General features: G+C 59.5%; 26 protein-coding genes, 1 rRNA gene and 1 riboswitch. Of the genes, 16 read left to right on the top strand and 11 right to left on the bottom strand.

Annotated elements, in window-relative coordinates; genetic code table 11:
- Positions 1 to 62 precede the first annotated feature (62 nt).
- The 14 genes from C6366_RS14480 to C6366_RS14415 all read left to right on the top strand — a co-directional run bounded on the left by C6366_RS14480 (position 63) and on the right by C6366_RS14415 (position 11,577).
- Complete coding sequence (locus tag C6366_RS14480; RefSeq protein WP_107739192.1) at positions 63 to 296, top strand: antitoxin MazE family protein; 234 nt, start codon at positions 63 to 65, stop codon at positions 294 to 296.
- Positions 286 to 633: a type II toxin-antitoxin system PemK/MazF family toxin gene (locus tag C6366_RS14475; RefSeq protein ID WP_107739120.1), complete on the top strand. Its 348-nt coding sequence runs from the start codon at positions 286 to 288 to the stop codon at positions 631 to 633. The genes C6366_RS14480 and C6366_RS14475 overlap by 11 nt, the downstream gene beginning before the upstream one ends.
- A gap of 123 nt (positions 634 to 756) precedes the next feature.
- Positions 757 to 1,836 carry a putative metalloprotease CJM1_0395 family protein gene (locus C6366_RS14470; RefSeq protein WP_107739118.1) on the top strand — a complete coding sequence of 360 codons (1,080 nt, stop codon included), beginning with the start codon at positions 757 to 759 and terminating at the stop codon, positions 1,834 to 1,836.
- Between the two features lie 61 nt (positions 1,837 to 1,897).
- Positions 1,898 to 2,046: riboswitch (cobalamin riboswitch) on the top strand.
- Positions 2,047 to 2,485: 439 nt separating this feature from the next.
- Positions 2,486 to 3,484 (top strand): sirohydrochlorin cobaltochelatase, encoded by a 999-nt coding sequence (locus C6366_RS14465; protein WP_158269802.1) that lies wholly within the window; start codon positions 2,486 to 2,488, stop codon positions 3,482 to 3,484.
- Positions 3,471 to 4,103, top strand: a complete 633-nt coding sequence (cbiM, locus tag C6366_RS14460; protein ID WP_107739114.1) for a cobalt transporter CbiM — start codon at positions 3,471 to 3,473, stop codon at positions 4,101 to 4,103. Before C6366_RS14465 ends, cbiM begins: the two co-directional genes overlap by 14 nt.
- Entirely contained in the window at positions 4,097 to 4,747 is a 651-nt protein-coding gene (locus tag C6366_RS14455; RefSeq protein ID WP_107739112.1) for a hypothetical protein, read from the top strand. Before cbiM ends, C6366_RS14455 begins: the two co-directional genes overlap by 7 nt.
- Positions 4,748 to 4,755: 8 nt before the next feature.
- Positions 4,756 to 5,544, top strand: a complete 789-nt coding sequence (locus C6366_RS14450; protein WP_107739110.1) for an energy-coupling factor transporter transmembrane protein EcfT — start codon at positions 4,756 to 4,758, stop codon at positions 5,542 to 5,544.
- Positions 5,544 to 6,194: an energy-coupling factor ABC transporter ATP-binding protein gene (locus tag C6366_RS14445; RefSeq protein WP_107739108.1), complete on the top strand. Its 651-nt coding sequence runs from the start codon at positions 5,544 to 5,546 to the stop codon at positions 6,192 to 6,194. Before C6366_RS14450 ends, C6366_RS14445 begins: the two co-directional genes overlap by 1 nt.
- Positions 6,195 to 6,497: 303 nt before the next feature.
- Positions 6,498 to 7,622 (top strand): iron ABC transporter substrate-binding protein, encoded by a 1,125-nt coding sequence (locus tag C6366_RS14440; protein ID WP_107739106.1) that lies wholly within the window; start codon positions 6,498 to 6,500, stop codon positions 7,620 to 7,622.
- A gap of 2 nt (positions 7,623 to 7,624) precedes the next feature.
- Positions 7,625 to 8,698, top strand: coding sequence for an iron ABC transporter permease (locus C6366_RS14435; protein WP_107739104.1), 1,074 nt, complete (start codon positions 7,625 to 7,627; stop codon positions 8,696 to 8,698).
- Positions 8,695 to 9,447, top strand: coding sequence for an ABC transporter ATP-binding protein (locus C6366_RS14430; protein ID WP_031387616.1), 753 nt, complete (start codon positions 8,695 to 8,697; stop codon positions 9,445 to 9,447). The genes C6366_RS14435 and C6366_RS14430 overlap by 4 nt, the downstream gene beginning before the upstream one ends.
- 107 nt (positions 9,448 to 9,554) lie before the next feature.
- Positions 9,555 to 10,169: an FmdE family protein gene (locus C6366_RS14425; RefSeq protein ID WP_107739102.1), complete on the top strand. Its 615-nt coding sequence runs from the start codon at positions 9,555 to 9,557 to the stop codon at positions 10,167 to 10,169.
- Between the two features lie 108 nt (positions 10,170 to 10,277).
- On the top strand, positions 10,278 to 10,967 hold the full coding sequence (locus tag C6366_RS14420; RefSeq protein ID WP_107739100.1) for a hemolysin III family protein: 690 nt from the start codon (positions 10,278 to 10,280) through the stop codon (positions 10,965 to 10,967).
- 4 nt (positions 10,968 to 10,971) lie between these two features.
- Positions 10,972 to 11,577, top strand: coding sequence for a MarC family protein (locus C6366_RS14415; protein ID WP_107739098.1), 606 nt, complete (start codon positions 10,972 to 10,974; stop codon positions 11,575 to 11,577).
- A 175-nt stretch (positions 11,578 to 11,752) separates the two neighbouring features.
- On the opposite strand, the gene serB is transcribed toward C6366_RS14415, so the two are convergent.
- Both serB and C6366_RS14400 read right to left on the bottom strand, forming a co-directional pair.
- A complete protein-coding gene (gene serB / locus C6366_RS14410; protein WP_107739095.1) occupies positions 11,753 to 12,985 on the bottom strand; it encodes a phosphoserine phosphatase SerB in 1,233 nt (410 codons plus the stop codon).
- Between the two features lie 379 nt (positions 12,986 to 13,364).
- Positions 13,365 to 14,807: a PLP-dependent aminotransferase family protein gene (locus tag C6366_RS14400; protein ID WP_107739091.1), complete on the bottom strand. Its 1,443-nt coding sequence runs from the start codon at positions 14,805 to 14,807 to the stop codon at positions 13,365 to 13,367.
- A 166-nt stretch (positions 14,808 to 14,973) separates the two neighbouring features.
- Between C6366_RS14400 and C6366_RS14395 the strand changes: the two genes are divergently transcribed.
- On the top strand, positions 14,974 to 15,324 hold the full coding sequence (locus C6366_RS14395) for a DUF2917 domain-containing protein (RefSeq protein WP_107739089.1): 351 nt from the start codon (positions 14,974 to 14,976) through the stop codon (positions 15,322 to 15,324).
- A 151-nt stretch (positions 15,325 to 15,475) separates the two neighbouring features.
- Here C6366_RS14395 and C6366_RS14390 read toward each other — a convergent pair whose 3' ends face one another.
- From C6366_RS14390 to C6366_RS14355, 8 genes are all read right to left on the bottom strand, one after another.
- Positions 15,476 to 15,907 (bottom strand): single-stranded DNA-binding protein, encoded by a 432-nt coding sequence (locus tag C6366_RS14390; RefSeq protein WP_107739087.1) that lies wholly within the window; start codon positions 15,905 to 15,907, stop codon positions 15,476 to 15,478.
- 8 nt (positions 15,908 to 15,915) lie between these two features.
- Complete coding sequence (locus tag C6366_RS14385) at positions 15,916 to 16,281, bottom strand: hypothetical protein (RefSeq protein ID WP_107739084.1); 366 nt, start codon at positions 16,279 to 16,281, stop codon at positions 15,916 to 15,918.
- 49 nt (positions 16,282 to 16,330) lie between these two features.
- Positions 16,331 to 16,981 carry a biotin attachment protein gene (locus C6366_RS14380; RefSeq protein WP_107739082.1) on the bottom strand — a complete coding sequence of 217 codons (651 nt, stop codon included), beginning with the start codon at positions 16,979 to 16,981 and terminating at the stop codon, positions 16,331 to 16,333.
- 77 nt (positions 16,982 to 17,058) lie between these two features.
- Complete coding sequence (locus C6366_RS14375; RefSeq protein WP_107739080.1) at positions 17,059 to 19,314, bottom strand: carboxyl transferase domain-containing protein; 2,256 nt, start codon at positions 19,312 to 19,314, stop codon at positions 17,059 to 17,061.
- Between the two features lie 261 nt (positions 19,315 to 19,575).
- Complete coding sequence (locus tag C6366_RS14370; RefSeq protein WP_107739079.1) at positions 19,576 to 21,000, bottom strand: biotin carboxylase N-terminal domain-containing protein; 1,425 nt, start codon at positions 20,998 to 21,000, stop codon at positions 19,576 to 19,578.
- Positions 20,975 to 21,307, bottom strand: coding sequence for a hypothetical protein (locus C6366_RS14365; RefSeq protein ID WP_146164873.1), 333 nt, complete (start codon positions 21,305 to 21,307; stop codon positions 20,975 to 20,977). Before C6366_RS14365 ends, C6366_RS14370 begins: the two co-directional genes overlap by 26 nt.
- An 85-nt stretch (positions 21,308 to 21,392) precedes the next feature.
- Complete coding sequence (locus C6366_RS14360) at positions 21,393 to 22,157, bottom strand: flagellar motor protein MotB (protein WP_233248514.1); 765 nt, start codon at positions 22,155 to 22,157, stop codon at positions 21,393 to 21,395.
- Positions 22,147 to 22,902, bottom strand: coding sequence for a motility protein A (locus tag C6366_RS14355; protein WP_107739075.1), 756 nt, complete (start codon positions 22,900 to 22,902; stop codon positions 22,147 to 22,149). Before C6366_RS14355 ends, C6366_RS14360 begins: the two co-directional genes overlap by 11 nt.
- Positions 22,903 to 23,017: 115 nt before the next feature.
- On the opposite strand from C6366_RS14355, the gene C6366_RS14350 reads away from it, so the two are divergent.
- A complete protein-coding gene (locus C6366_RS14350) occupies positions 23,018 to 23,842 on the top strand; it encodes a purine-nucleoside phosphorylase (protein ID WP_107739073.1) in 825 nt (274 codons plus the stop codon).
- A 105-nt stretch (positions 23,843 to 23,947) separates the two neighbouring features.
- Here the strand turns inward: C6366_RS14350 and rrf are convergent.
- Positions 23,948 to 24,035: ribosomal RNA gene (gene rrf / locus C6366_RS14345) — 5S ribosomal RNA — on the bottom strand; the annotation flags it as partial.

Raw genomic sequence — 24,035 nt, 5'->3', positions numbered from 1 at the left:
CCGGATGCCTTGACCCCGAAACCTCCCATAACTACGTTATCGAAAACAAGGAGGCCAACCACATGGAAACACAACGCTCCCCCCTCTCGGCCCGTGAAGCCATGAGAGGCTATCGCGCCCGGATGAAGGAACGTGGAATGCGGTCGATCCAGATATGGGTACCCGATACCCGGACTCAGGAGGTTGCCGACGAAATGCGGCGTCAATCCTCTCTGGTCAGCCAAAGCCAGGAGGAATCCGAAGTGCTGGAATTCCTGGAGAACGTCTCTGCCTGGGATACCTCTGATGAGCGGTGACCACCCACTTGATGTCCGCCGGGGAGATTTGGTCATCGTCGCAATGACCGGAGATTATGGAAAAATCTGCCCAGCCCTGGTCGTCCAGCACGACCACGCCAATGTCGGCCACGCCAGCATAGTGGTTTGTCCGTTTTCCTCCAGCATCCAGGACGCCCCGCTGTTCCGCATCACGCTCAACCCCTCCGAAACCAACGGATTGAGCGTCGTATCTCAGATCATGGTGGATAAAATCTCCGCCATCAAACGGGAACGCATCCGCCGGGTCATAGGTCATGCCCCCGAAGAAACCATGCTCCAGGTCAACAGGGCCTTGGCGCTCTGGCTCGGCCTGTAAAAAACTTTTCGCTCGCCCCTAAAGTATTCCGAAATCCCGCCGATAAAGCAGGTGGCATAGCCAATCTTCGACCGCCATGGCTTTACTTATCCCAGAGCCTCAGCACCTCTCAGAGTCCCCTCTATGGACATCGCCGCATCACAGCCCGCTTCCGCTCCCTCCTGGAGCAATTCGGCGTCCCTGGGCGGTTTCGCGAGCCACGACCATTCCCAGCACGGCGAAGACGGCTCGTGTCCGTTTTGCAACTCCTCTCGGCAACAGCACTCCGGGACCGGGCAGAACCTGAACGAGCAGGCTTCCACGGCGGCCGGAGTTGCAAGTGGAATTGCCGGTGCCGTGCTGCCTTCAACTCCTCTTGCTCCAAGAGATGTGGTCAACCTGAGTCACCGTGCCGACCAGGACGCCCAGAGAAGCAAGCCCTCCGACAGCCAGACCGTCACCCTCGGCCTGGATCTCGGCTACGGGCCGAACGCCAGACCAGTATCGGCCGGCGTATTCGAAGAACAGCACCACCGGGAGACGTTCACCAGAAAAGAAAGCCAAGGTGATACGGCCCCGGACCAGGACAATGATCCCAAAGAGACGCAAGCCGCGGGCCGGGACGACAGCGACAATCGGGACGAAATTCACGCGGCGCGCGACGAGTCCGAGTTGTCCTCGGAGGATCGTCAGGTTCTGGAGCAACTTCGCCAGCGCGACGCCGAGGTTCGGGCCCATGAACAGGCCCATGTGGCCGCCGGAGGGCAGTATGTCACCGCCGGAGCCAGCTACACCTACGAGACCGGTCCGGACGGACGGCAATACGCCGTGGGCGGGGAAGTGAGCATCGACACCTCTCCTGTCCCCGGAAACCCGGAACAGACCGAACAGAAAGCCCAGACCATCCGCCGGGCCGCCCTGGCCCCGGCCAGCCCTTCGGCCCAAGACGTCAAGGTGGCGACCAGCGCGGCCCAGATGGAGGCCGAAGCCCGGATGGAACGCATTCAGAACGAGCAGGAAGAGCGCCAGGCTGCAGGCGACGATCACCAACCCGCGGCCCGTGCTCAAGACCAGGCCGCGTCCGATCATCCCGGATTCTTCAGCCGAACGCCGGACTTCACCGTTCCCACGCAATCGTCAGCAATCGCCCCCGCTCCTTTCCACCTCGCCGCGAGTATTCAGGCCTACCGCAACCAACTGGCCATGACCGGCCTCTCAAGCTGACCTCGCCTCACAACCGATCTCCCATCCATCGCCCGTTTGACTCCTGCCCCCATCCCGGATACGAGGTCCGAAACATGCTGGTTCTCCGTTATGGAGACGAAGAGGGAATCCGGTGCGATACCGGAGCGGACCCGCCGCTGTAACCCCAGCTCCCCCTAACTGTTGAAAAAGTCTTTATCCAGCAGTCCGTTCAAAAACCCCAAGTGCAAGGAGCAAAAAAAGCTACCGGACACGTCCTGTGTCCGGCCCTCACGGGCTGTGGCTTCGCCACATTTTCGATTTGCCGTCCTGGCAATCGAATCAAGGTCGAAGCGTATTTACCCATACGTGAGAGTTTGAACTTTTTGCAGCGACGCAGCAATTGGGAGTTTTTCAACGGACTGCTAAGTTTCGGGGAGAAGCGAAGCGTTCTTGAAGACGCCACTGTCCATGCTCGGCAAAACACGCCGAACGGGGATGGGAAGGCGGAACGACTTCCTGGGGAAGCCAGAAGACCTACCGGCATCAGGCCCCAAGGCAACGGGTGTTTTGCCGCTTCAGGGGATGTCCCGCCAGTGCCCTGATGTTCCCGGCCCGACGCGCCGACAACCCAGCCTCCCAAGCACGCCGAACACTCGTTTCCCGTCCCGTTCTTTTCCGGAGGGAATCGATGCAGACCGATACGCACCCACATGGCCGACACCGTCACGGCCTCGCCTTTGACCATCACGACCACCACCCCAAATGCGGGCACGGCCATGATCATGGCCATGAGCACGACCACGATCATCATCACCATGGCCCCGAAGCTCCTCCCGGCCCCAAGCGTCCGGGCATTCTGCTGGTCGCCTTCGGCACAACGGTGGTCCCAGCCCGCCAAGCCTACGACCAGTTCGAAGTCCAGGTCCGCGCCCGGTATCCGGGCATTCCCCTAGCCTGGGGATTCACCGCGCACAAGGTCCGGCGCAAGCTGGCCGACCAGGGCCTGCCCCACGACTGCGTGGCCGTGGCCCTGAGCCGGATGCACGACCAGGGCGTGACCCACTTGACCGTCCAGTCTTTGCACACCATTCCCGGCGTGGAATACTTCTGGACCGAAAACCTGGCCAAGGCCTACGAGCACCCGCGCAAGGGATTCATCCAGGTCGCCCTGGGCGCGCCGCTCCTGAAAGACCCGGAGGATCTGCGCCGGGTCGCGGACTGCTTGCCGGGGTTCATTCCCCGGGAGCGCCGACCCGACGAAGCCGTGATCCTGGCCGGACACGGCACCTATCACGACGGCCAGCAACGCTATCTGGACTTGCAGTCCCAATTTCAGGACCGCGACCCGCTGCTGCACACGGCCCTGCTCATGGGCGAGCCGGGCCTTGCGGCCATTATCGCCCAGCTTCAGGAACAACGGGTTTCCACGGTCTGGCTGCTGCCCTTCATGGCCGTTTGCGGCCATCACGTCCAAAAGGACATGTTCGGAGACCGACCCACTTCCTGGAGCAACCGGCTGCGCACGGCCGGATTCGAGGTCCGGGAACACGCCGCCGGAACCATCGAATCTCCCTGCTTCCGGTCCATCTGGCTGGACCATCTGGACACGGCCATGGACAGCCTTGGGCTGACCGAACCAACCGCCGCCCAACCCAACCACGGAGGCGTCGGCCATGCACATCACTGAAGGCGTTCTCTCCGCACCGGTCCTGGCTCTGGGCGCTGCCGTCACGATCCCCGGATTGTGGCTTGGTCTGCGCCGACTGGACGAGGATCGGCTGGTCCTGGCCGCGGCCATGGCCGCGGTCTTTTTCATCGGCTCCCTGATCCACGTCCCCCTGGGCCCCGGCAGCGTTCATCTCTTGCTCAACGGCCTGGCCGGCCTGCTGCTGGGCTGGATCGCCTTTCCGGTTATCTTCGTGGGGCTGTTGCTTCAGGCCCTGCTCTTCCAGTTCGGCGGCCTGCTGGTCCTGGGCGTGAACACGGCGTCCGTGGCCCTGCCCGCCGTGCTCTGCGGCCTCGTTCTTCGCCCATTACTGGCCCAAGGCGGCAAACCGGCTCTCGTGGCCGGGCTGCTGGCGGGATCGGGCGCGGTGCTGGGCACGGCCCTGCTGGCTGGAACGGCCCTGGCCATGACCGACCAAGGGTTCCTGGCCGCGGCCAAACTGGTGGTCCTGGCCCACCTGCCGGTGGCCGCCATCGAGGGCGCGGTGGCCGTGTTCGTGGTCGGCTTCCTGGGCCAGACCCGGCCGGATCTGCTGACCTGCTCCCTTCCGCCCGCCACGGCAGGAGAGTCGCCATGCTGAATCCCGCTCCACTCCGCCTTGGGCTTCTCGCCCTGCTGCTGGTTTGCTTCTCGGCACCCTGCTGGACCGCCACGGCCCATGCCCACCGCCTGCTGATCATGGCCTGGATCCAGGGAGACCGGCTGATGGTGGAGACCGCCTTCGGCACGGGCCAGATCGGCGCGAACATGACCATCACCGTCCAGGACGCCGTCACCGGCGACGTGCTCCTTTCCGGTGCCACGGACGCCCAGGGGCTTTACGAAGCCCCTCTTCCGGCCATTGCCCTGGAACGCCGCGCCCCTCTGCTGGTCCAGGCCACGGACGGGGCCGGCCACCTGGCCGAACAAACCATTGCCCCCGACGAACTCCCCGCACTTGCCGCACCTTCGTCGGCCTCACCCTCTCCCCCAGAGATCCCAGACCTCCCATCCTTCCCAGACCAACACATGGACCAAACCCGGCTTTCCCCGCTGCTCCAACAGGCCGTCGCCGAAGCCGTGCGCCAGGAAATCGCCCCCCTGCGCCGGGAAATCCTGGCCTTGAGCCAACGCGGCCCGGGCATCCCGGAGATCGTCGGGGGCATCGGCTGGATCGTCGGTCTGGCCGGTCTGGGCGCGTTGCTGCTGCGCCGAAAAACGGAAACCAACACCCCTCCCCGGTGACTGGCGATATGCTCGACGAACTCCTCGGCCCTCAAGGCTCCCTGAGCCGAAACGTCGGCCCATTGCACCACGGCGCAAGCCCGCTGCACCAGATGGACGCCCGGATCAAGATCCTGACCTCCGCGGTCTGCCTGATCGCGATCTCAGCGGTCCAGGGTCACGGAGCCGGGTTGGCGGCACTGCTCTTCGGGCTGGGGCTGACCCGTCTGGCCGGGCTGCCCCTGGGTCGCGTGGCCGTAAGGCTTATCCCGGCCAACATCTTTTTTCTCGGTCTGGCCCTGGTTCTCGGCCTGACCTATCCCGGCCCGGCCCTTGCCGCCGTCTCCTGGCTCAGCCAGGACGGCCTGACCCTGGCCCTGCGGATCAGCCTCAAAGGCAACGCCCTGCTCCTGGTCTTCATCGCCCTGCTCTGCACCTCGTCCGTGCCCGCCTTGGCCCAGGCGATGCGCCGCTTGAGGCTGGGCCGTAAATTGTCGCTGCTCCTGGCGCTGACCTTTCGCCAGCTCTTTCTGGTGGCCGAGGAATTTCAGCGCCTGCACCGGGCCGCCCTGGCCCGCGGTTTCGTCCCCCAGTGCTCCCGGCATACCTACCGGACCATTGCCGTCCTTTTCGGACAGACCTTGCTCCGGAGTCTGGCCCGGGCTGAACGGATCCGCGGAGCCATGCTCCTGCGGGGCTTCAACGGTCGCTTTCGTACCCTGGACAACGGCTCCTGGACCGCGTCCCAAGCGGTCCTGGCATCCGCGCTCTGCATCCCTCCGGTGCTGATTACCTTGCACGACCGGTTGATCTGGTGATGACCCAAAAGACGACCCCGCCCCTGCTGGCCCTGCGGGAGGCCTTGGTGGCCCACGGCCCTTCGGCTCCACCAATTCTGGAAGACTTCCATCTCTCCCTGCATTCGGAAGAGCGCGTCGGCCTGGTCGGCCCCGTGGGCAGCGGCAAAACCACCCTCCTGCTCACTCTGGTCGGCCTGATCCCGCTTCGCCAAGGCTCCCTGCTTTTCCAAGACCGTCCCGTGCGGACCAAAGCGGACCTCGCGGCCCTGCGCCGCGGCGTTGGTCTTGTTTTTCAGAACCCCGACGACCAGCTCTTTTCCCCCACTGTCCTGGAAGACGTGGCCTTCGGGCCGCTGAACCTGGGCCGATCTCCAGCCGAGGCCAGGGCTGAATCCCTGGCCATCCTGGACCAACTGAACCTGTCCCACCTCGCCCATCGCCAGCCCCACACCTTGTCCGGCGGCCAGAAACGCCTGGTCAGTCTGGCCACGGTCCTGGTCATGCAGCCCCAAGTCCTGCTCCTGGACGAACCCACCAACGACCTGGACGCCCGCTCCCGGGACATGGTCCTCCACGCCTTGTCCTCTTCTCCCCGAACCATGCTCATCGCCAGCCACGATCAGGAACTGCTGCACACCCTGACCACTCGCCGCATCCTTCTCGGATAAATCCCCGCCAATCCTGAGTCGGGGGTGCGGATTAAAAGACCCCGGAAAGACGACCTGCCGTAACACGAAGAACCCTGAACAGTGACACGCTGTCGCTTTAACTCATTTTTCATTGTCATTATTCTGAAAATTGATATAATCGTATAACAGCGCCGACATGATTTCTCATTGGGCGCATTGTTCAGAACCGAGATCAGCATCCGGCAAAGCCTTTTTCGGGCTTCTCCTGGAACCTGTCAGGTTCTAATCCCCGGCCCTTCCCGGCCCGCGCTGATCAAATAACCCTCACAATCAGGAGAAGATATGCGCACCAAGATTGCTTGGTTTGGCTCCCCGGCGGCCCTCATCGTGGCTGTCGTCTTATTTTCGACTTTGGCCCAGGCTCAAGACACCAGGACCATCACGGATGCCCTGGGTCGCGAGTCCGTCATTCCGGCCCAGGTGGACCGGGTGATTTGTTCCGGGTCCGGGTGTCTGCGCTTGCTGACTTATCTCCAAGCCCATGACCGGATCGTGGCAGTGGACAGCATCGAGGTCCACGGATCACCCATTGACGCCCGACCCTACGCCATCGCCAATCCGCAATTCAAGATCTACCCGATTTTCGGTGAATTCCGGGGCCAGGATAGTCCGGAGTTGATTGCCGGGCTGGATCCCCAGCCCCAGGTCATTTTCAAGACCTATGCCGCCCGCGACGGCGACCCGGAGCAGCTCCAGACCAAGACCGGCATTCCCGTGATCGCCCTGGAGTACGGCAACCTGACGTTTGGTCGGAAGAACCTCAATGAGTCCTTGCTGTTGATCGGGGAGGTCATGGGTACACAGGAACGGGCCGCGGCGGTCATCGACTTTTTCGACGCCCTGGAGGCGGATCTGCTTGCCCGCACCGCGGATGTGCCCGATGACCAGCGTCCGTCCACCTACATCGGAGGGCTGGGCCAGCGCGGGCCACACGGTTTTCAGTCCACGGAACCGTCCTTTGCGCCGTTTGCGTTCACCCGGGCCAACAATGTCGCCGCCTCGCTCTCCACCCCTGAACAGCGGGCGTCCCATGCCACGGTTTCCAAGGAACAGATCGTGATCTGGGATCCGGAAATCATCTTCATCGACGTGGCCACCATGCGCTTGGACGCAGGAGTCAACGCCCTGGACCAACTCCGAACCGACCCGGCCTACCAAGCCCTGTCCGCGGTGCATGCCGGACGGATATACGGCTTGTTCCCCTACAACTCCTACACGCAAAACTTCGAATCCGTCTTCGCCAACGCGTATTACGTAGGCAAGGTGCTTTATCCGGACCGCTTCGCCGACGTTGACCCCATGGCCAAGGCCGAGGAGATCGCCATCCTCCTGAACGGCGGCCCGGCGTTTGAAGAAATGAACAGCCAGTTCCAGGGCCTGGCCTTTGGTCGGATCGACATCCGGTAATCATGAGCCATTTTGATCACGGCCAGATCCCGACGACCTACAGCGCGTACATCGGCCGCAAGATTCTGTTCCTGGTCTTCCTGGCCGGGCTGACCGGCGTCCTGCTGATTCTGGCCGTATCCTTCGGTGCGGTGCGTATCCCTCCCTGGGAAGTGGTTCTGGCCTTTTTCGGCCTGGGAGAGGATACCCGGTACGAGATCATCGTCCGGAACATCCGCCTGCCTCATGCCCTGGCCGCGATCCTGGCCGGGGCCGGGCTGGCCGCGGCCGGGGCGGCCATGCAGTCCATCCTGCGCAATCCCCTGGGCTCGCCCTTCACTTTGGGCATTTCCCAGGCCGGGGCCTTTGGGGCGGCCTTCTCCGTGATGCTCCTGGGCTCCGGAACCATGCAGAGCACCCAGGTGGGCGCGGTGAGCATCATCAATCCTTACCTGACCACCTTATCCGCGTTCATCGCCTGCATGGCCGCCTCGCTGATCATCATCGCCATTGCCCGGCTGCGCGGGGCCAGTCCGGAGGTGATGGTCCTCAGCGGGGTGGCCCTGGGCTCGCTCTTTTCCGCGGGGACCATGTTTTTGCAGTATTTTGCCGACGACGTGCAATTGGCGGCCATGGTCTTTTGGACCTTCGGCGACGTGGGCCGGGCCGGATGGCCGGAGGTGGGCTTCATGGCCGTGGTCGTGTCCGGTGCGGTGCTTTTTTTCATCCTCAACCGCTGGAACTACAACGCCATCGACGCCGGGGACGAGACGGCCAGAGGACTGGGCGTCCGGGTGGAGCTGGTCCGGATGGTCGGGATGCTCACGGCGTCCCTGGTTACCGCGGTGATCGTCTCCTTCCTGGGAATCATCGGCTTCGTCGGACTGGTCTGCCCGCATATCGTCCGCCGGGTCATCGGCGACGACCACCGCTTCCTGCTTCCGGCCTCGGCCCTGACCGGTGCCTGCCTGCTCCTGGCCGCGGACATCGCTGCCCGCATGCTGCTCGCCCCCCGGATGCTCCCGGTATCCATCCTCACCGCCTTCCTGGGCGCGCCGACCTTCCTCTATCTGCTGATCCGGGGACGCAACCGATGATCCTGGACGTACAAAACATCCGCATCGGCTACAACGGCCGGATGGTTCTGCACGGTCTGGACTTCAGCGTTGACCAGGGCCAGGTCCTGACCATCCTGGGCCCCAACGGCGTGGGTAAAACCACCTTGCTGCGCTGCATCAACGCCATGCTCAAACCCAAAACCGGCGCCGTGATGGTGGAAAACGCCGACGTCTTCCGGATGCGCGCCGGGGACATCGCCAAACGCCTGGGCTACGTGGCCCAGCGCAATGAGGCCGGGCGGATGACCGCCTTTGACGCCGTACTCCTGGGCCGCAAGCCGCACCTGCGCTGGCGGACCTCCGAGGCGGACCTGCGCATGGTGGACGGGGCCTTGAAACAGCTCGGCCTGGATCACCTGGCCCTGCGGCATATCAACGAGATGAGCGGCGGAGAACTGCAAAAGGTCTGCATTGCCCGGGCCCTGGTCCAGGAACCCTCGGTGCTTCTGCTGGACGAACCCACCAGCAGCCTGGACCTCAAAAACCAACTGGAAATCCTGCGCACCATCCGCCATGTGGTCCACGAACACAAACTGGCCGCGGTGATGACCATGCACGACCTGAACATGGCCTTCCGCTTCTCCGACGCCTTCGTGTTCATCAAGGAGGGCAAAGTCTTTTGCTGCGGCTGCAACACGGACCTGACCCCGGACATGGTTCACGAGGTCTACGGCGTCCAGGTGGACATCCTGCGCCATCAGGGACAGACTGTGGTCGTGCCCCGGTGAATGTATACGGAACAATATTCGCGCCGTTTCACGCCGTAGGGGCACGGCGCGCCGTGCCCCTACGGGACGGATTTTTCTCCAACGACCCAAAAACAGGAAAATAGAAAATGCCCAACTGCACTCTGACCCAGGAGCAAATCGACCGGGCCGTATCCTTTCACGGCCATGAATGTCCGGGACTGTGGATCGGCCTGCGGGCCGCGGAGCTTTGCCTGCGGGAACTCGGGCACAACGACGAAATCCCGATCATAGCGGTGGTGGAAACGGACATGTGCGGGGTGGACGGCATTCAGGTGCTCACCGGCTGCACTCTGGGAAAGGGGAATCTGATCCACAAGGACCTGGGCAAGACGGCCTTTTCCTTCTACCGGACCACGGACAACAAGGCCCTGCGCGCCGTGTTCCACCGCGAGGCCATGGGTCCGGAAGGCCAAGAACTGCGTGATCTGATGAAAAAGGTCTTCGCCGGTACAGCCTCGGAGGACGAGCAACACCGGGCCAAGTCGCTCAAGGCTCAAGCTCGTCAACGCGTCTTCGAGGCCCCCCTGGACGACCTGTTCACCGTGGCCGCCCCGGCCCAACCCGCTCCCCGGTCGGCCAAAATCCTGGACAGCCTGACCTGCTCGGCCTGCGGCGAATCAACCATGGAATCCCGCACCCGCCGCTTCGCCGGCGAAACCTACTGCATTCCCTGCTTTGCGGATGTGGAGCAAAAGGTGTAGAGACGAACTCATCGCATCGCCAGGAAGTCCGGCGCAACTCACGCCATTACCTGAAATCTCCGCAAAATGGTCGCGATCCCGACAACCTCGACAAAAAGCGAGATTCCCATGGTCGCCCAGAACATATCCACCCAGAATATATCTGCCCAGAATATATCTGGAAGATACTCCCTGCGTGAAGAGATCGCCAACAGCATCACCCATGGCGTGGGGATTCTGTTCTCCGTCGCCGGCCTCGCGGTTCTGACCGGTTTGGCCAGCAGATACGGAGACGCCTGGCACATCGTCAGTTGCAGCATTTTCGGGGCCACCATGATCCTGCTGTACACGGCGTCCACCCTGTACCACGGGATCACGCACCCCGGTGCCAAACAGGTTCTCCGAATCTTTGATCACTGCGCCATTTTCCTGCTCATTGCCGGAACCTATACGCCCTTCACCCTGGTCAATCTGCGCGGGCCGTGGGGCTGGTCCCTGTTCGGCACGATCTGGGGGCTGGCCGTTTTGGGCATCGTGCTCCAACTGACACCGTGGCGTCGCTTCCGGGTGCTCTCAGTGCTTCTCTACGTGGGCATGGGCTGGGCCGTGGTCGCGGCCACCAAGCCGCTTTTGCACGCCGTAGCCCCCGGCGGGCTGCTCCTGCTGGCCCTTGGGGGCCTGGCCTACACCGGAGGGATTGGTTTCTACGTCTGGCGCAGTCTGCCGCACAACCACGCCATCTGGCACCTGTTTGTCCTGGCCGGCAGCGTGATGCACTTCTTCGCGATCCTGCTCTACGTCATCCCGATCAGCGCCTGATGTCATGACCGAAAATCTGAACCTGTTCGTGAGCGTGTACATTAAGCTCTTTTTCCTGCTCACGCCCTTTTTCGTCCTCTCGGCCTTCCTGTCCATGACCAAGGAACTGGCCATTCCCGAACGCCGACGCCTGGCCCGGCGGGTCGCCCTGGCCGTGACCGTGACCGGGTGTATCCTCTCGGTGGCCGGCAACGCCATCTTCAACGTCTTCGGCATCACCCTGGACGCCTTCCGCATCGGCGCGGGGGCCCTGCTCTTCCTCTCCGCCGTGTCCCTGGTCCGGGGCACCCGGGTCGAGCCGACCCAGGAAGCGGACGGCGACATCAGCGTGGTCCCCCTGGCCATTCCCATCACCATCGGTCCGGCCACCGTGGGCGCCCTGCTGGTCATCGGCGCTGGCGTGGACACGCTGGGTGAACGGCTGATCAGCATCGGGGCCTTCATCTGCGCCAGCCTGTCCGTGGGCCTGATGCTGCTGGCCGCCAACACCATCGAACGGGTCGTGGGCCGCCTGGGCCTGACCATCCTCTCCAAAATCACCGGCCTGATCCTCTCCGCCCTCTCCGCTCAGATCATATTCACCGGCATCCGGGGCATGCTGGAACTGTAAGACAATCGTAACTCTTCAGCACATTTTGTGTCTGCTCTTGCTCCGGCAATCGGGGTCGGGGTCGGTATCGGTATCGAAACAGGAAGAATTTTGAACGCATCCCATCGTTTTCGATACCGATACCGATACCGACTCCGACCCCGGCAGCATCATTACTATATGGTTTCAGATCGGATCACTCCTGAGCCGCCAACTCCTCCATGGTTTCACTGTCCCGCAACCCTAAAAAGTAGAGCACTCCGTCCAGTCCCATATTGGAGATCGCCTGCCCCGCGCCGCGGCGGACCACCGGTTTGGCGTGAAAGGCGATGCCCAGCCCGGCCACGTCCAGCATGGGCAGGTCGTTGGCCCCGTCCCCCACGGCAATGACCTGGGCCAGGGAAATGTGCTCCGTGGCCGCGATCTCCTTGAGCAGGCGGGCCTTGCCCGGACCGTCCACGATCTCGCCCACCAGCCCGCCGGTAAGCTGACCGTCCCGGATTTCCAGTTCGTTGGCGTGCAGATAGTCGATGCCCAGCCGCTCTTGCAGACGCCGGCCGAAATAAGTAAAGCCCCCGGACAGAATGGCGATGGTGTAGCCCAGGTTTTTCAGGGTGCGGATCAACCGTTCGGCCCCTTCGGTCAGCGGCAGGGTCGCGGCCACCTCCTCCAGCACGGACTCCGGAAGCCCTCGCAGCAGGCCCACCCGCTTACGCAGGCTCTGGGAAAAATCCAGCTCCCCGCGCATGGCCGCCTCGGTGATGGCCACGACTTCCTCGCCCACCCCGGCCCGCTTGGCCAACTCGTCGATGACCTCGGCCTGGATCAGGGTGGAGTCCATGTCAAAGCAGACCAGCCTCCGAATCCGGCGAAAGGCGTTGTCCTCCTGGAAGCCGATGTCGATGCCCTGTTCCCGGGACAGCTCCAGAAAAGCGGCGCGCATGGCCGAGATGTCCGCCGGGGTGCCACGCACGGAAAATTCCACGCAGGTCCGGGGCATGGCCGCGGGATCGGCCAGGGATCTGCGCCCGGAAAGGCGGGTGATGCCGAAAATGCTCAGGCCGTTGTCCGTGATCACCCGGGCCAGACGACCCAGATTCTCGGCCGTCAAGGTCCGGCCCAGGAGGGTCACAATGTGCCGCCGACGCCCCTGCTGGCCGACCCAGTGTTCGTAGTCCTCCTCGGAAACCGGCGAAAATTTGAGGGTCAGACCCAGGTTGTAAGCCCAAAACAACAAGTCCTTGATCACGGGCGACGCCTGATTTTCCCGGGGCACTTCCACCAACACACCCAAAGACAATTCTTCGTGAATCACGGACTGCGAGATGTCCAGGACCGTCGTCCCTGACGCGGCCAACTGATCCATCATCCCGGCCAAAAGCCCGTCCCGATCCGTACCGGTCAATTGAATGAGAATGATTTCGCGCATGGTGTTATCTGGGGGCAATGAAAGCAATGCCGGTTGAAGGTTCAACGGTGATTTAATCGCACAACGGCGCACTTACCCGCGTCGAACGGAACAGAGCCGTTCTTGGACGAAACGCAGGTGGTCATTGTTCAGCGCACCACATTTCACAGTCAGGCCGCCGGATACTTGCTTGAGCAAGCCCTCCGCGTCAAGGATACCGAATGCAGGGCTGAAGCAGCTTGCCTCCACCGATTTGCAGTTCACCTGCCCAAGCTGAATAACGTCCTGGCGCTGCATCCTGCTCGACTCGCGACCGTGCGCTGTTTTTTAGGCAAGGCATCCTTCCATCTCTCTGCTTCACGGAAGCATATCGAGCCCTCCGCTCCAGACTCAAGGATTTCTACGTCCCCATGCTCCGGGCCAGTTCGCCCAGAACTTGAATCCCCGCCTCCAGATCCTGGGAAACGGCATGACCGCAACTGAGCCGGATGTAATTGCTGAATTTGTCCTGGCTGGAAAAAGCCACGCCCGGGGCCACGCCGATGCCCTTTTCCAGGGCACGATAGAAATACTTCACCGAATCCACGCTCGAAGCCAACTCCAACCAGAGCACGGCCCCTCCGGTGGGGCGGGTAACCCGGGTGGTTTCTGGAAAATACCGCGCGATAAGGCAGTGCATATGCCGCATTTGTTCCTCGATGCCGCCGCGCAGTCGCTTGAGATGCCGCTGGTACTGCCCGGCCCGGAGATACTCGGCCACGGCCCGCTGGGTCGGTGTGGCCGAGCAGATGTTGGTGGTGGCTTTGACCTCGAAGGCCTTGGTGAAATACCGACCGGGCATGATCCAGCCCACGCGATAGCCCGGAGCCAGGGTCTTAGAAAACGAAGAACACTGAATGACCAGCCCCTTGGAGTCGAACGCCCGGCAACTCAAGGGGCGGACCGGTCCGAAATAAATGTCCGCGTAGACCTCGTCCTCGATCAACGGGATGTCCTTTTTCGACAGGATGGAAACGATTTCCTTCTTGGCCTCGTCCGGGGTGAGCGAGCCGTCGGGATTGTTGAAATTGGGATTGAAAATGCAGGCCTTGACGTCGTGCAAGGTCACGGCTCGGCGTACGTCTTCGGGATTAATCCCGTTTTCAGGGCAGGAGGAGATTTCCACGGCCCGGAGCCCCAGGTTTTCCAGCAAATGCAGAAAACAGTAGTAAGCCGGGGCCGCGATGAGCACAATGTCCCCCGGCCTGGTCAAAACGCGCAGGGCGATGTTCAAAGCCTCCTGGCAACCGGAGGTGACGATGACTTCCTCGGCACGAGACGAGACGCCGTCCTCCGTGACACGCAGGGCGATCTGCCTTCGCAGTTCCGGGTCCCCCTCAATGGGCTCGTACTGCGCCGCGGCCATGGGCATTTCGCGAACCATTGAAATGAGTATCCGACTAAGCGCCTTGATGGGCAACAGTTCCTGGCCGATGGTGGCCACGCCGAACGGCAGGATGTCCTCCCGTCCCACGCCCTTGAATACCGTGCGGATCAACTCGCCTCGAGTGGCACTGGTGGGCACGAGATCCGAAGGGGTGCGGCAGGGCGACTCCAAAGTGCCGCGAAAGCCGGATCGCACGAAAAAGCCGGACTTTGGCCGAGCCTCAACCACGCCCTTGCGCTCCAATTCCAAATATGCCTGATTCACCGTGGCCAGGCTGACACGGAGCCTGCTGCTCTGCTTGCGGAGCGAAGGCAGCTTGTCCCCAGGGCGCAGCACGCCGTGTTCGATCTGTTCCATGACTTGCTTTTCAACGGCAACATACCGAAATTGCTCGGAAGTCGTTCGCATCATATCCATCTCGCTTCTCCTTCGCCGCAGAACTGTTATGACCATTTTCCTCTTTTTCTGTATCTGTTCATGAAACAGTTTTCAGGGTCTATCTCTCCTCACCGCGACGGGTCAAGCGCGGACCACGCCCAGCGGAAAATATTACGGAGAAATCTTCAGCTCCAGGAGGACGACCATGGTCACGGGGAGATGCGCGGGTCGAATTGACACGCCGAGCATGGAAACAGGGGTGTTGCAAGGGCTACGGAAACGGATAACCATTCTCGGCGGCGACATACTGGTTCTTGCCGGACTATTTTTGGCCAGACGCCCCGTGGAAATCACCTTGCGCGACCGACAAATCGCCACCATTGCCGGACGAAAACGGGTGCGCGTGGTCTGCCTCAGCGGTCGGGCCTGGGTCACGTCCGAGGGCGACGGCAAAGACTACGAGTTGAGGCCGGGCAACGAGGTCAAACCCGGCGGGTGGGGCAAAACAGCCGTAACCGGCTATGGCCCGGAAACCAGGATCGCAATTTTGCGTTGACGTAAACGGATCGGGGCCGACATCCGGCAATTCGACGGGAACTACCGTCCACAATGCCGCCCTGAAAGAGTGCGTCGACGAACACGCCAACGACAAAGCCCCGGCGACATTACATCGTCCGGGGCTTTGTGGATTCCAGTGACTATATAAATCAGAACGGCACTTCATCCATTCCGCTTTCCGAAGGCTGAGCCATGGGTTCCGGAGAGTGGCGGTCATCGGGCATGGGGGCCTCTTCGGTGCGCTGGCCTTTGGAATCCATGGCCTGGACCCGCTGGGCCACGATTTCCGTGGTGTATCGATCCTGACCTTGCTGGTCCTGCCATTTACGGGTCTGAAGCTTGCCCTCCACCATCACCAGTCGGCCCTTGGTCAGGTAGTTCCCCACGAACTCGGACTGCTTGCCCCAGACCACCACCCGGTGCCATTCCGCCTTCTCCACCTTCTGGCCGTCCTTGTCCGTATAGGACTCGTCCGTGGCCATGGTGAAATTGGCCACCGGCTGTCCACTCTGGGTATAGGCAAGTTTCGGGTCTTGCCCGAGCCTGCCGACAAGAATGACTTTATTCAGCGATCCGCTCATGATTCCTCCTATGGTGTCACAAAGGCCTGCTTCTTGATCAAGCCTTCCAGTTCGTCCAGGGCATCTTCCAGTTCATAGGTGATCCGGTCGGCCACATCGGCTCGACGGTCGGCCAAGGCATCTTCCAAGCGCCGATCCATCTCCCCCAGGGCTACGACATCCCTTGCCAGAAAATTTTTGAGATCACGGGGCCAATCTTCCCCAAACTTCCATTTATCTTCCAGCACGTCCGTCAATTGCCGCACCCCGACGTCCTTCAAATCGGCGTTTTGCTTCTCGCCCCAAGCCAGCCTGCTCAGCTCCGGCCATCGACGGAACACGTCATCCGGATCATGCGTGGCCGCGCTGACGCGAACCAGTAAAGTTTTTCCCATGGATTTCCTCTCTTTGTCTTGATGCGGGTAGATCCGCTCCGGCGAGAAATCAGTCCTGCTCCACCCACTCGCCCTGAACCCGGCTGACCACGTCCTGAATAGCGGAAAGCTCATCCTTGCGGCAGACGCCTATCAGGGGAGCTCCGGCATCGACGTTTTGGTTGGCCTCGAAATACACGGCATAGATGATGCCCTCCGGCCCGACGTAGTTCAACTGACTTTCCCGCTTCATCCGCGAAACGATGAACAGGTCCATGTCCGGCCGGACTTCCACGGACTGACACCCTTTGGACTTCACCTTAATGTCTATATCCGGTCGAAAATAATACTTGGCTCGTTCCGGCGCGTTGAACAGATGCAACGTCTTCCGCAACAGTCGATCCAACACTTCCTCTTTGCTGAGAAAATGCCGAATGGTCATCAGCCGCGTTCCGGCCTCAACGAACCGTCCCGCCAATTCCGTATGCACATGTTCGACTACGCCTTTCAACGCGGCGTGAATCGGCTTCTTGTTCTTTTCCCGATCCAGACGGGCAAGCAACGTGCCTGGCTTTTCACGCCACGTTCCGGACGGACCGACGACGTTCCCCCCCGGAGCGTCCACCGCGAACTCCACGATCCCGGTATGCGGAGCCGTGATGACGACTTCCTCGAACGGAGAAGCCTTAATCTCATCCAGTAGTTCGGTTATATTCAGCAATCAGCACCCCCAACTTCCACGTTTTTCCCGTATCCACGCAAGGCCCCGGCAAAGCTGAAGGCCGAGACCGTCGACGATCAGCGATAATACAAATTCCTTCCCCCCACGGTCAGAAGGGCCTGATATACGTTTTTGCGCATCTCCCGGCGATCCCAGACCCCTTGGATGTGTCCACGCGACAAAGCCTGATACGCGCCGTGATAATGCGGCTCCACTGGCATGCCAGTGGTTTCCTGAATCACACCGGGACCGGCGAAGCCGACCCTGGAGGAACGGATCGCGAACTGATACGGCGAGCACCCCAGGAAACTGGCCACGGGACCGGCATAGGAGTTCGTGTCATACACCACGAGATACAGTCCACCGTCTTCCAGGTAACGCCGGACGGCCATGGTGCATCGAGGCATCTGGATAACGCCCAGTGTCCCTTCCTGAATGCGAATTCCAGCGGTGCCATGGACGTAGGCTATGAATGGAGTATGCTTTTTACGCGCCCGGTCAACAGCGCGGATGAATTTTTCACCTTCCGCCGCCCCCACCGAGCCCCCTCGAAAGCCAGCCGTGAGCATGGCCGTGACCACGCTCACTCCGTTGATGGTGGCCTCGAAGGTCATGCACGAACTTTTCAACCCCGTCTTACGCTTGGCTTCCTCCAATTTCAGGTCCAAGCCCTCATAGCCAAGAGGATTCTTGGCCTCGATCTGGGCATTGAATTCCCTGATGGAATCCGGATCGTACACGTTGCGCAGATACCATTCATATTCCATTGAAAAATGATGCCCACAGTGAATGCAGACCCCGGCCCACTCGCCGAACAGGTCCGGCGCCCACATGTCCAGACAGCCGTGAATCGGCGTGTTAGGGCAGGTGATGGTCACGTCCTGTTTGGCCTTGGGACTGAGATACTCCTTTTTCGGCTCCGCCTCGCGCTCTTCCCAACGAGAAAGCTGGGTCAACTGGCACTGATCTCCGCCCCCATCTCCCTCGCTCCCGGTCAGGGAGCCCTTGATCCGCTTAATGGGCGCGAAGCACTTGTTCAGCACCACCTGAAACTCGGCTCCCACGTCTTCGGCCACCTGGGTTACCTTCTTTTGATGCTTGCGCCAGAAATCGTACTTGAAAAAGGAATAGACCGACCACCCCAGATCCATCCCATAGTCATAGACCCTTCGCCCCAGAGAGCGCCGGTCCAATACGGCATGCTGGCTCATGGTCATAAAGCGCTGGTAGCGCTTCCAGAGCAATCGTTCTCGAGCAGCTCCGCCGAGCTTCCAGCGGACAAAAATATTCTCGGCGTTGGCTCCGGGAGACTTCTTCTGCCGCATGACGGCCTTGGCCCGGAAGTAGTTCATCCCCCGAACCCGCAAGACAATCTCGTCCGTGGCGTTGATCACTTCCTGGCGTAGCGTCCGGAAAAAATCAAAATGCTCCGTCCGTGCTCCCAACACCGGCTCCTGGATAATCCTGTCCACAAGCCCCAGGGCCAGGTTGTCTTCAGCGGTAATTTTGAGCTGTTTCGCGCACTTTTCCACCAAATCCGATGGAACACGCTGCCCCTGCCTGATACGCCCCTCGATGGCCGCCGCGCCCTCCGGAGAAATGACCGAGTAATATCCGTGGGAAAGCATCAGCCGCACGTCGGCCAACCCAATGGCCTCCGCACCTCCGGACCCGCCCTCGGAGAAAATGGCGATCACGGGAACCCGCAACCCGGCCATTTCGTAAATATTCCGGGCAATCTGCTGCGCCGCTCCGGGGTAATCCTCGACGGGAAAGGCCCCAGGCGTGTTCACGTAGGCATGGATGGGGATGTTCTCGGTCTCGGCGACCTTCATGTACTGCAAGGCCTTGGCGTTCCCCCAGGGCTTGACCGAACCGCCGTTGCGGAACTCCTGGCCGTGACCTTTCTCCTGACCAATGACCATCACGGATTGGTTGAAGACCTTGTTCCCCACCCGCCGGGTGATGTAGGCTCTGGCGATCAACATGCTAGGATCCACGCTGTACTCGTCCTGACCACCAATTTCCGTGTAGTTGTCGTAGACGTGCTCCAGAATGTCCTTCAAAGAAATCCGCTGAGGGTGCCGAACGATTCGAACCCTGTCCATGGGCGTGAGTTGCCGTTCCAGTTTTTTTTCCAGAAAACCGAATAAATCCTCAAGTGAAGAGGCCTGCCGGATCTGATCTGAAGGATCCAGCTTGGGGAACTGCTCCTCGAACTCCTGAAGTTTGGCCCGCAAAAGCAAAACATTCTCATTCTCTTTCGGGCCAAAAATATCCTGAATGTATTTCAGCCGCTCACGCAAATCAAAAATGGTTTTATCTATATCCATCACGGTCTATTCTCAAAAAAATCGATGAAGGTTGGCGGGATCAGTGCTTGAACTGAGTCTTCGGCTGTACGGAGAGACACATCCTCTGTCTGGACCTCTCAAGTCGGCTTCCGAGGAACCACTGGATTCGCCGACCACATCATGGCGAACCCAGATCCCGCGGACGATCGCCCCTTCCACGGAATGCCTACGTGCAACATGGACAAAAGGCGTTTTAACTTTACGTCGTTTGCATCCGTGGGAACAATAAAAGTGGAAAAATTAAAACATCAACAACATGTCTGTTTTTTTACGTAAATAATCGATGTTGGACTGGAGCTGTTCACCTTTGACATCTTGACCTTCCAATACCAGACTGTCCAGAAACGCCTGCCCCCGCTCCCGCGCTTGGTGCAGCGTCTCCCCCCAGACAATACCCAAGGCCAAGTTCGGGTCGTACTCCGTGGGAATGTCGTACGGCCTGTCCGTGGGCACGTGCGTGAAGACCTGAGTCCAGGGCTCGTCTTTCCAGAAAAAACGCTCGATCCGCCCGACCCAGGGCGCGAACTTGTTGTCCGGTTCCTCGGCGATGATCCGGTACTCGATCCCGACACCGCCGAACACAATGTCTTTCTGAGCATATCCCATGGGTTCGCCCAGTCCCAAGCGAATCTGTTCCGCGATCAAATTGACCTGCTTCTTACTCGGAAGCCTGGAGATGGTGGCGCTGACTCCGTTTTCCACTTGGATACGGGTGTTCACTTCCAGCAAAAACGGCTGCCCGCTCGGCGTGACGATCCATTCCCATGTGCCAACGTTGTCGTAGCGGACCTCCCTGGCCATGGCCAGGGAATGGTTAATGATGGAATCAAGCACCTCACCGGCATCAAAGGCATACGTCACGAATTGCGGGGTGAAACCCGGAGCGACTTCAATCCGCTTTTGCCGCCCGATACTTTGTACCGAACAGTTTCTCGTGCCGAAGTGGACGATGTTCGTCCCAGAGCGTTCACCCACGATCTGCACTTCAAGGTGGTTGAAGTCAAAAATGCGTTGCTCCACCAGTACGCCTTCGTCTCGAAACTGTCTTTTGGCGTAGTTGCGCACCCGACGAAAGGTAGCACGAAATTTGTCCGGATCGTTGACTTCCTCAATGCCCATGCCCCCGCCTCCGGCGGAGGCTTTAACCAGAACCACCGGCCTATGTACGCCCTGGTCCACTTGGAATGAGAAGAGGGCCTCGGCAATGCTCTCGGCCTCGATCTCATCGTATAAAGGGCGATCCGAACCGGGAATGGTCGGGATGTTCAGGCTCCGGGCCAAGCGCTTGGTATTGATCTTGTCCCCGAGATCCCGAATCACGGCCCAGGATGGTCCGATGAAAACCAACGGACGGCTTCGCTCGCTGGCGCGGCGGGCAAACCGGTGATCCTCGGCGAAAAAGCCGTATCCTGGATGGATGGCGGTGGCCCCGGAAGCGTCCGCCACCGAAAACATTTCATTGGGGTCATAATAGGAACTAATTCTGTACAAGGCCTGTTCACCGCCCAATTCCGAGGCCAGACGGCAATGCCCGGACGCCACGTCTTCCTTGGTGGTGACGCAGACGAAATCCAAGCCAAGCTGTTCACAAGCCCGGATGATCCGAATCGCAATTTCGCCACGATTGGCGATGAGAATTTTATGTTTGGCTCGTGTTTGCTTCATCCTCGCCCTGCTGTTGCTGAAGTTTACGAATCTTGATCCATCTTTTTTGGATTTCCAGGCTGAGCTTGTCCATGCGTTGCTCCAGGTGTCTGGTCATGTTCTGAAACGTACATGCCACCAGAACTTCATCCCGGATCTTGACGATTCTGGCTTCCAGCCCTTCAACCCAGGCTTTTCCATGAACATGCACGTCCACCGTCACAGTTTGCCCGATCTGAAAAGATTTTGCCTCGTCCTTGAAGGCCAGACTAAATGTACTCAGATCGACAACGGGGTAGAACGTTTCCCGCTCCGGAACCCAAATCATGAGTCCCGGCAGGTGAACCCGAACGGCCCTTCGCTGATAATCATGGCGACCATCGCTCGGATACTCTACCGAGAACTCAAGCAGCTCAATTCCCAATGCGCTTCTCCAAGACGAAATCAACTCGTCTGTTTCTACTTCGATTGTCGTCCGTGGTATTCGGAAAAAGGGGATACATGTCCGCCAACCCCGTGGATGTCAGCCGCACCGGCTCAATGCCCAGCTCCATAAGATAGCGTAGGACGTTAACGGCACGCAAGGCGGATATTTCCCAATTGTCCTCGAATCGCCCACCGCTTCGGGGGGGAATGTCATCCGTAAACCCTCGAATATTAATGGTTTGATCGTGATAGCGAATAAAGAAATCCTTGAGTTCCGCAATGACGCGCCGCCCTTCGGGAGTCAAGTTGACCTGACCCAGCCCGAATAAAACATCCCCCGGCACCCGCAAAGTAATCGTTCCCTCATCAAATACGGCCCCGACAACTCCTTCCAACCCTTTGGTATTTTGGTAGTACCGGAAATCTGAAAAAATGCGGCGCTGATTTTCAACTACCTGCCTGTGCATCATCGCCTGATCAATAAACACGCCGATGTCCTCGGCGGGGATTCTATCCGCTCCAAGCGTCCCCCCCATGGCATCACCCAAAGCCATGCGCACGGAGTAAAAGGTCTCCTCAAAACGATTGTCGTCAAAAGTAGACATGGTGAAAAGCAAAATAAAGAAAACCAGGAGCAACAAGCACATGTCCGTGAATGTCACCATCCAGTCTTTTTCACCCTCACCATTCTCGTCGAGTTCGGACTCCAAGCTCGAGATGTTTTGGGATGAAGTTTGAAAATCAGCGTTCACTGCGACGATCCTTGGGAGGAACGAAAGAGGAGAGTTTTTCGTAGACGAGCCGGGGATTATTATTTTCGAGAATGCATTTCGCCCCCTCGAAAATAATGTTCAGATGGAGAATTTCCTCCTGGCTCCGGCTCCGCAATTTTCCAGCAATCGGCAAAAACAACAAGCTGGCCATCATGGCTCCATAAAATGTCGTCAGCAAGGCCACGGCCATTGCCGGGCCGATGGATGACGGGTCGTGCAGGGAAGCCAACATCTGCACGAGACCGATCAATGTTCCAATCATTCCAAAGGAAGGGGCATACGCCCCCATTCGCTTGAAAACATCTTGCACAATGTGGTGACGTCGTCGTAAGGATGCAATTTCGATAGCCAACATCTCGCGAATCATCATCGGATCGGCGTTGTCGGCGATCAGCTGGCAAGCCTTTTTGAGAATCAAATTTTCGGTTTTGATATTCTCCAATGCCAGCAATCCCTCCCTGCGGCTGATATCAGCTATCTTGACCATCGTATTCACAACGTCAATCTCACGCACCTTACGCGAAATAAAAATTTTATAGGCCGCCGCATGCGCCTGGACAATGTCGTGAAAGGGGTAGTTGACGGATATGGCGGCCAAAGTTCCACCGACCACGATCATAAATCCGGGAACATTAAGAAAGGAGTCTATGGCGCCACCGAGCATAATTGCGGCCATGATCAAGGACGTGCCGGCAATGATACCAAATAGTGTCGTTTTATCCATTGCTTTTTCCGTCCCTTATGATCAAGATGAATTGGACGAGGTCGTAGATGCGCACGATAACTATACAAACCTCCAAAAATCCGTAAAATGAAGCGCAACAGGAGCTACTACAAACATGGCCACAAACGTATTCGCACGAGAGCGTACAGCCGCCGAAGCCCTTTCCTCACGTCTCATTTCTTACCAACAAGCTCCGGTTGGCATTATCCTCGGGACCGGTCTTGGTCAATGGGTAGAATCTCTACATGATTTTCTCGCCATCGACTATAAGCAGATCCCAGGATTCCCCAAAGCCACCGTGGAAAGTCATGTTGGCAGGTTTTGCGCGGGGCGAGTCCGGAATGTCCCCGTATTGGCCCTCCAGGGCCGCTTTCATCTCTACGAGGGTTATACGCCGGATGAAGTTTGTTTTGGTTTACGCACCTTGGGGCTGCTGGGGGTCAAAAAAATTATCATAACCAACGCAGCCGGTGCCCTCAACCCTCTTTGCCAACCCGGAGAAATCATGGTCATAAGCGACCAGATCAATCTTACGGGACGCAACCCGCTAGTCGGCCTCAACTACGGTGAGCCCCTTTTCCCAGACATGAGTCAACTTTTTTCTCCACGGCTGGCCGCCTTGGCCCACTCTACCGCACTCCAATTGGGCCAACGGCTTCAAGACGGAGTTTACATCGGGATTCTCGGTCCCAGCCTGGAAACCCCAGCTGAAACCAGAATGTTTCGCCGACTCGGCGCGGATGCCATCGGCATGTCCACGGTCTTGGAGACCATCGCCGCCAAACAGATGGGCATGGAAATCATTGGCCTATCATGTCTCACGAACAAAAACCTTCCAGACTGCATGGCACCGACTTCTCTTGAAGAAATCATTTCCGTGGGGAAGGACATCAGCGCGCGCCTCTCGTCTTTGCTGGACGAGTTGATTCCACGCATTTAGTAATGGAGGTCTTCACGCTAGAATGTTTCTTCTTTCATACTCAGCGTTTAAACGCAAAAACGCCCACTTAGCAAACTAAGCGGGCGTTTTTGGTATTGAGAGATGATCTGGCGGCGTCCTACTTTCCCACGGTTAGAACCGCAGTATCATCGGCGCTGGAGGGCTTAACTTCCGAGTTCGGAATGGGGTCGGG

It is taken from the genome of Desulfonatronum sp. SC1 (assembly GCF_003046795.1).
GTDB lineage: Bacteria > Desulfobacterota > Desulfovibrionia > Desulfovibrionales > Desulfonatronaceae > Desulfonatronum.
Note: the sequence above shows the minus strand (reverse complement) of the source record. Positions and strands in the feature narration are given on the sequence as shown.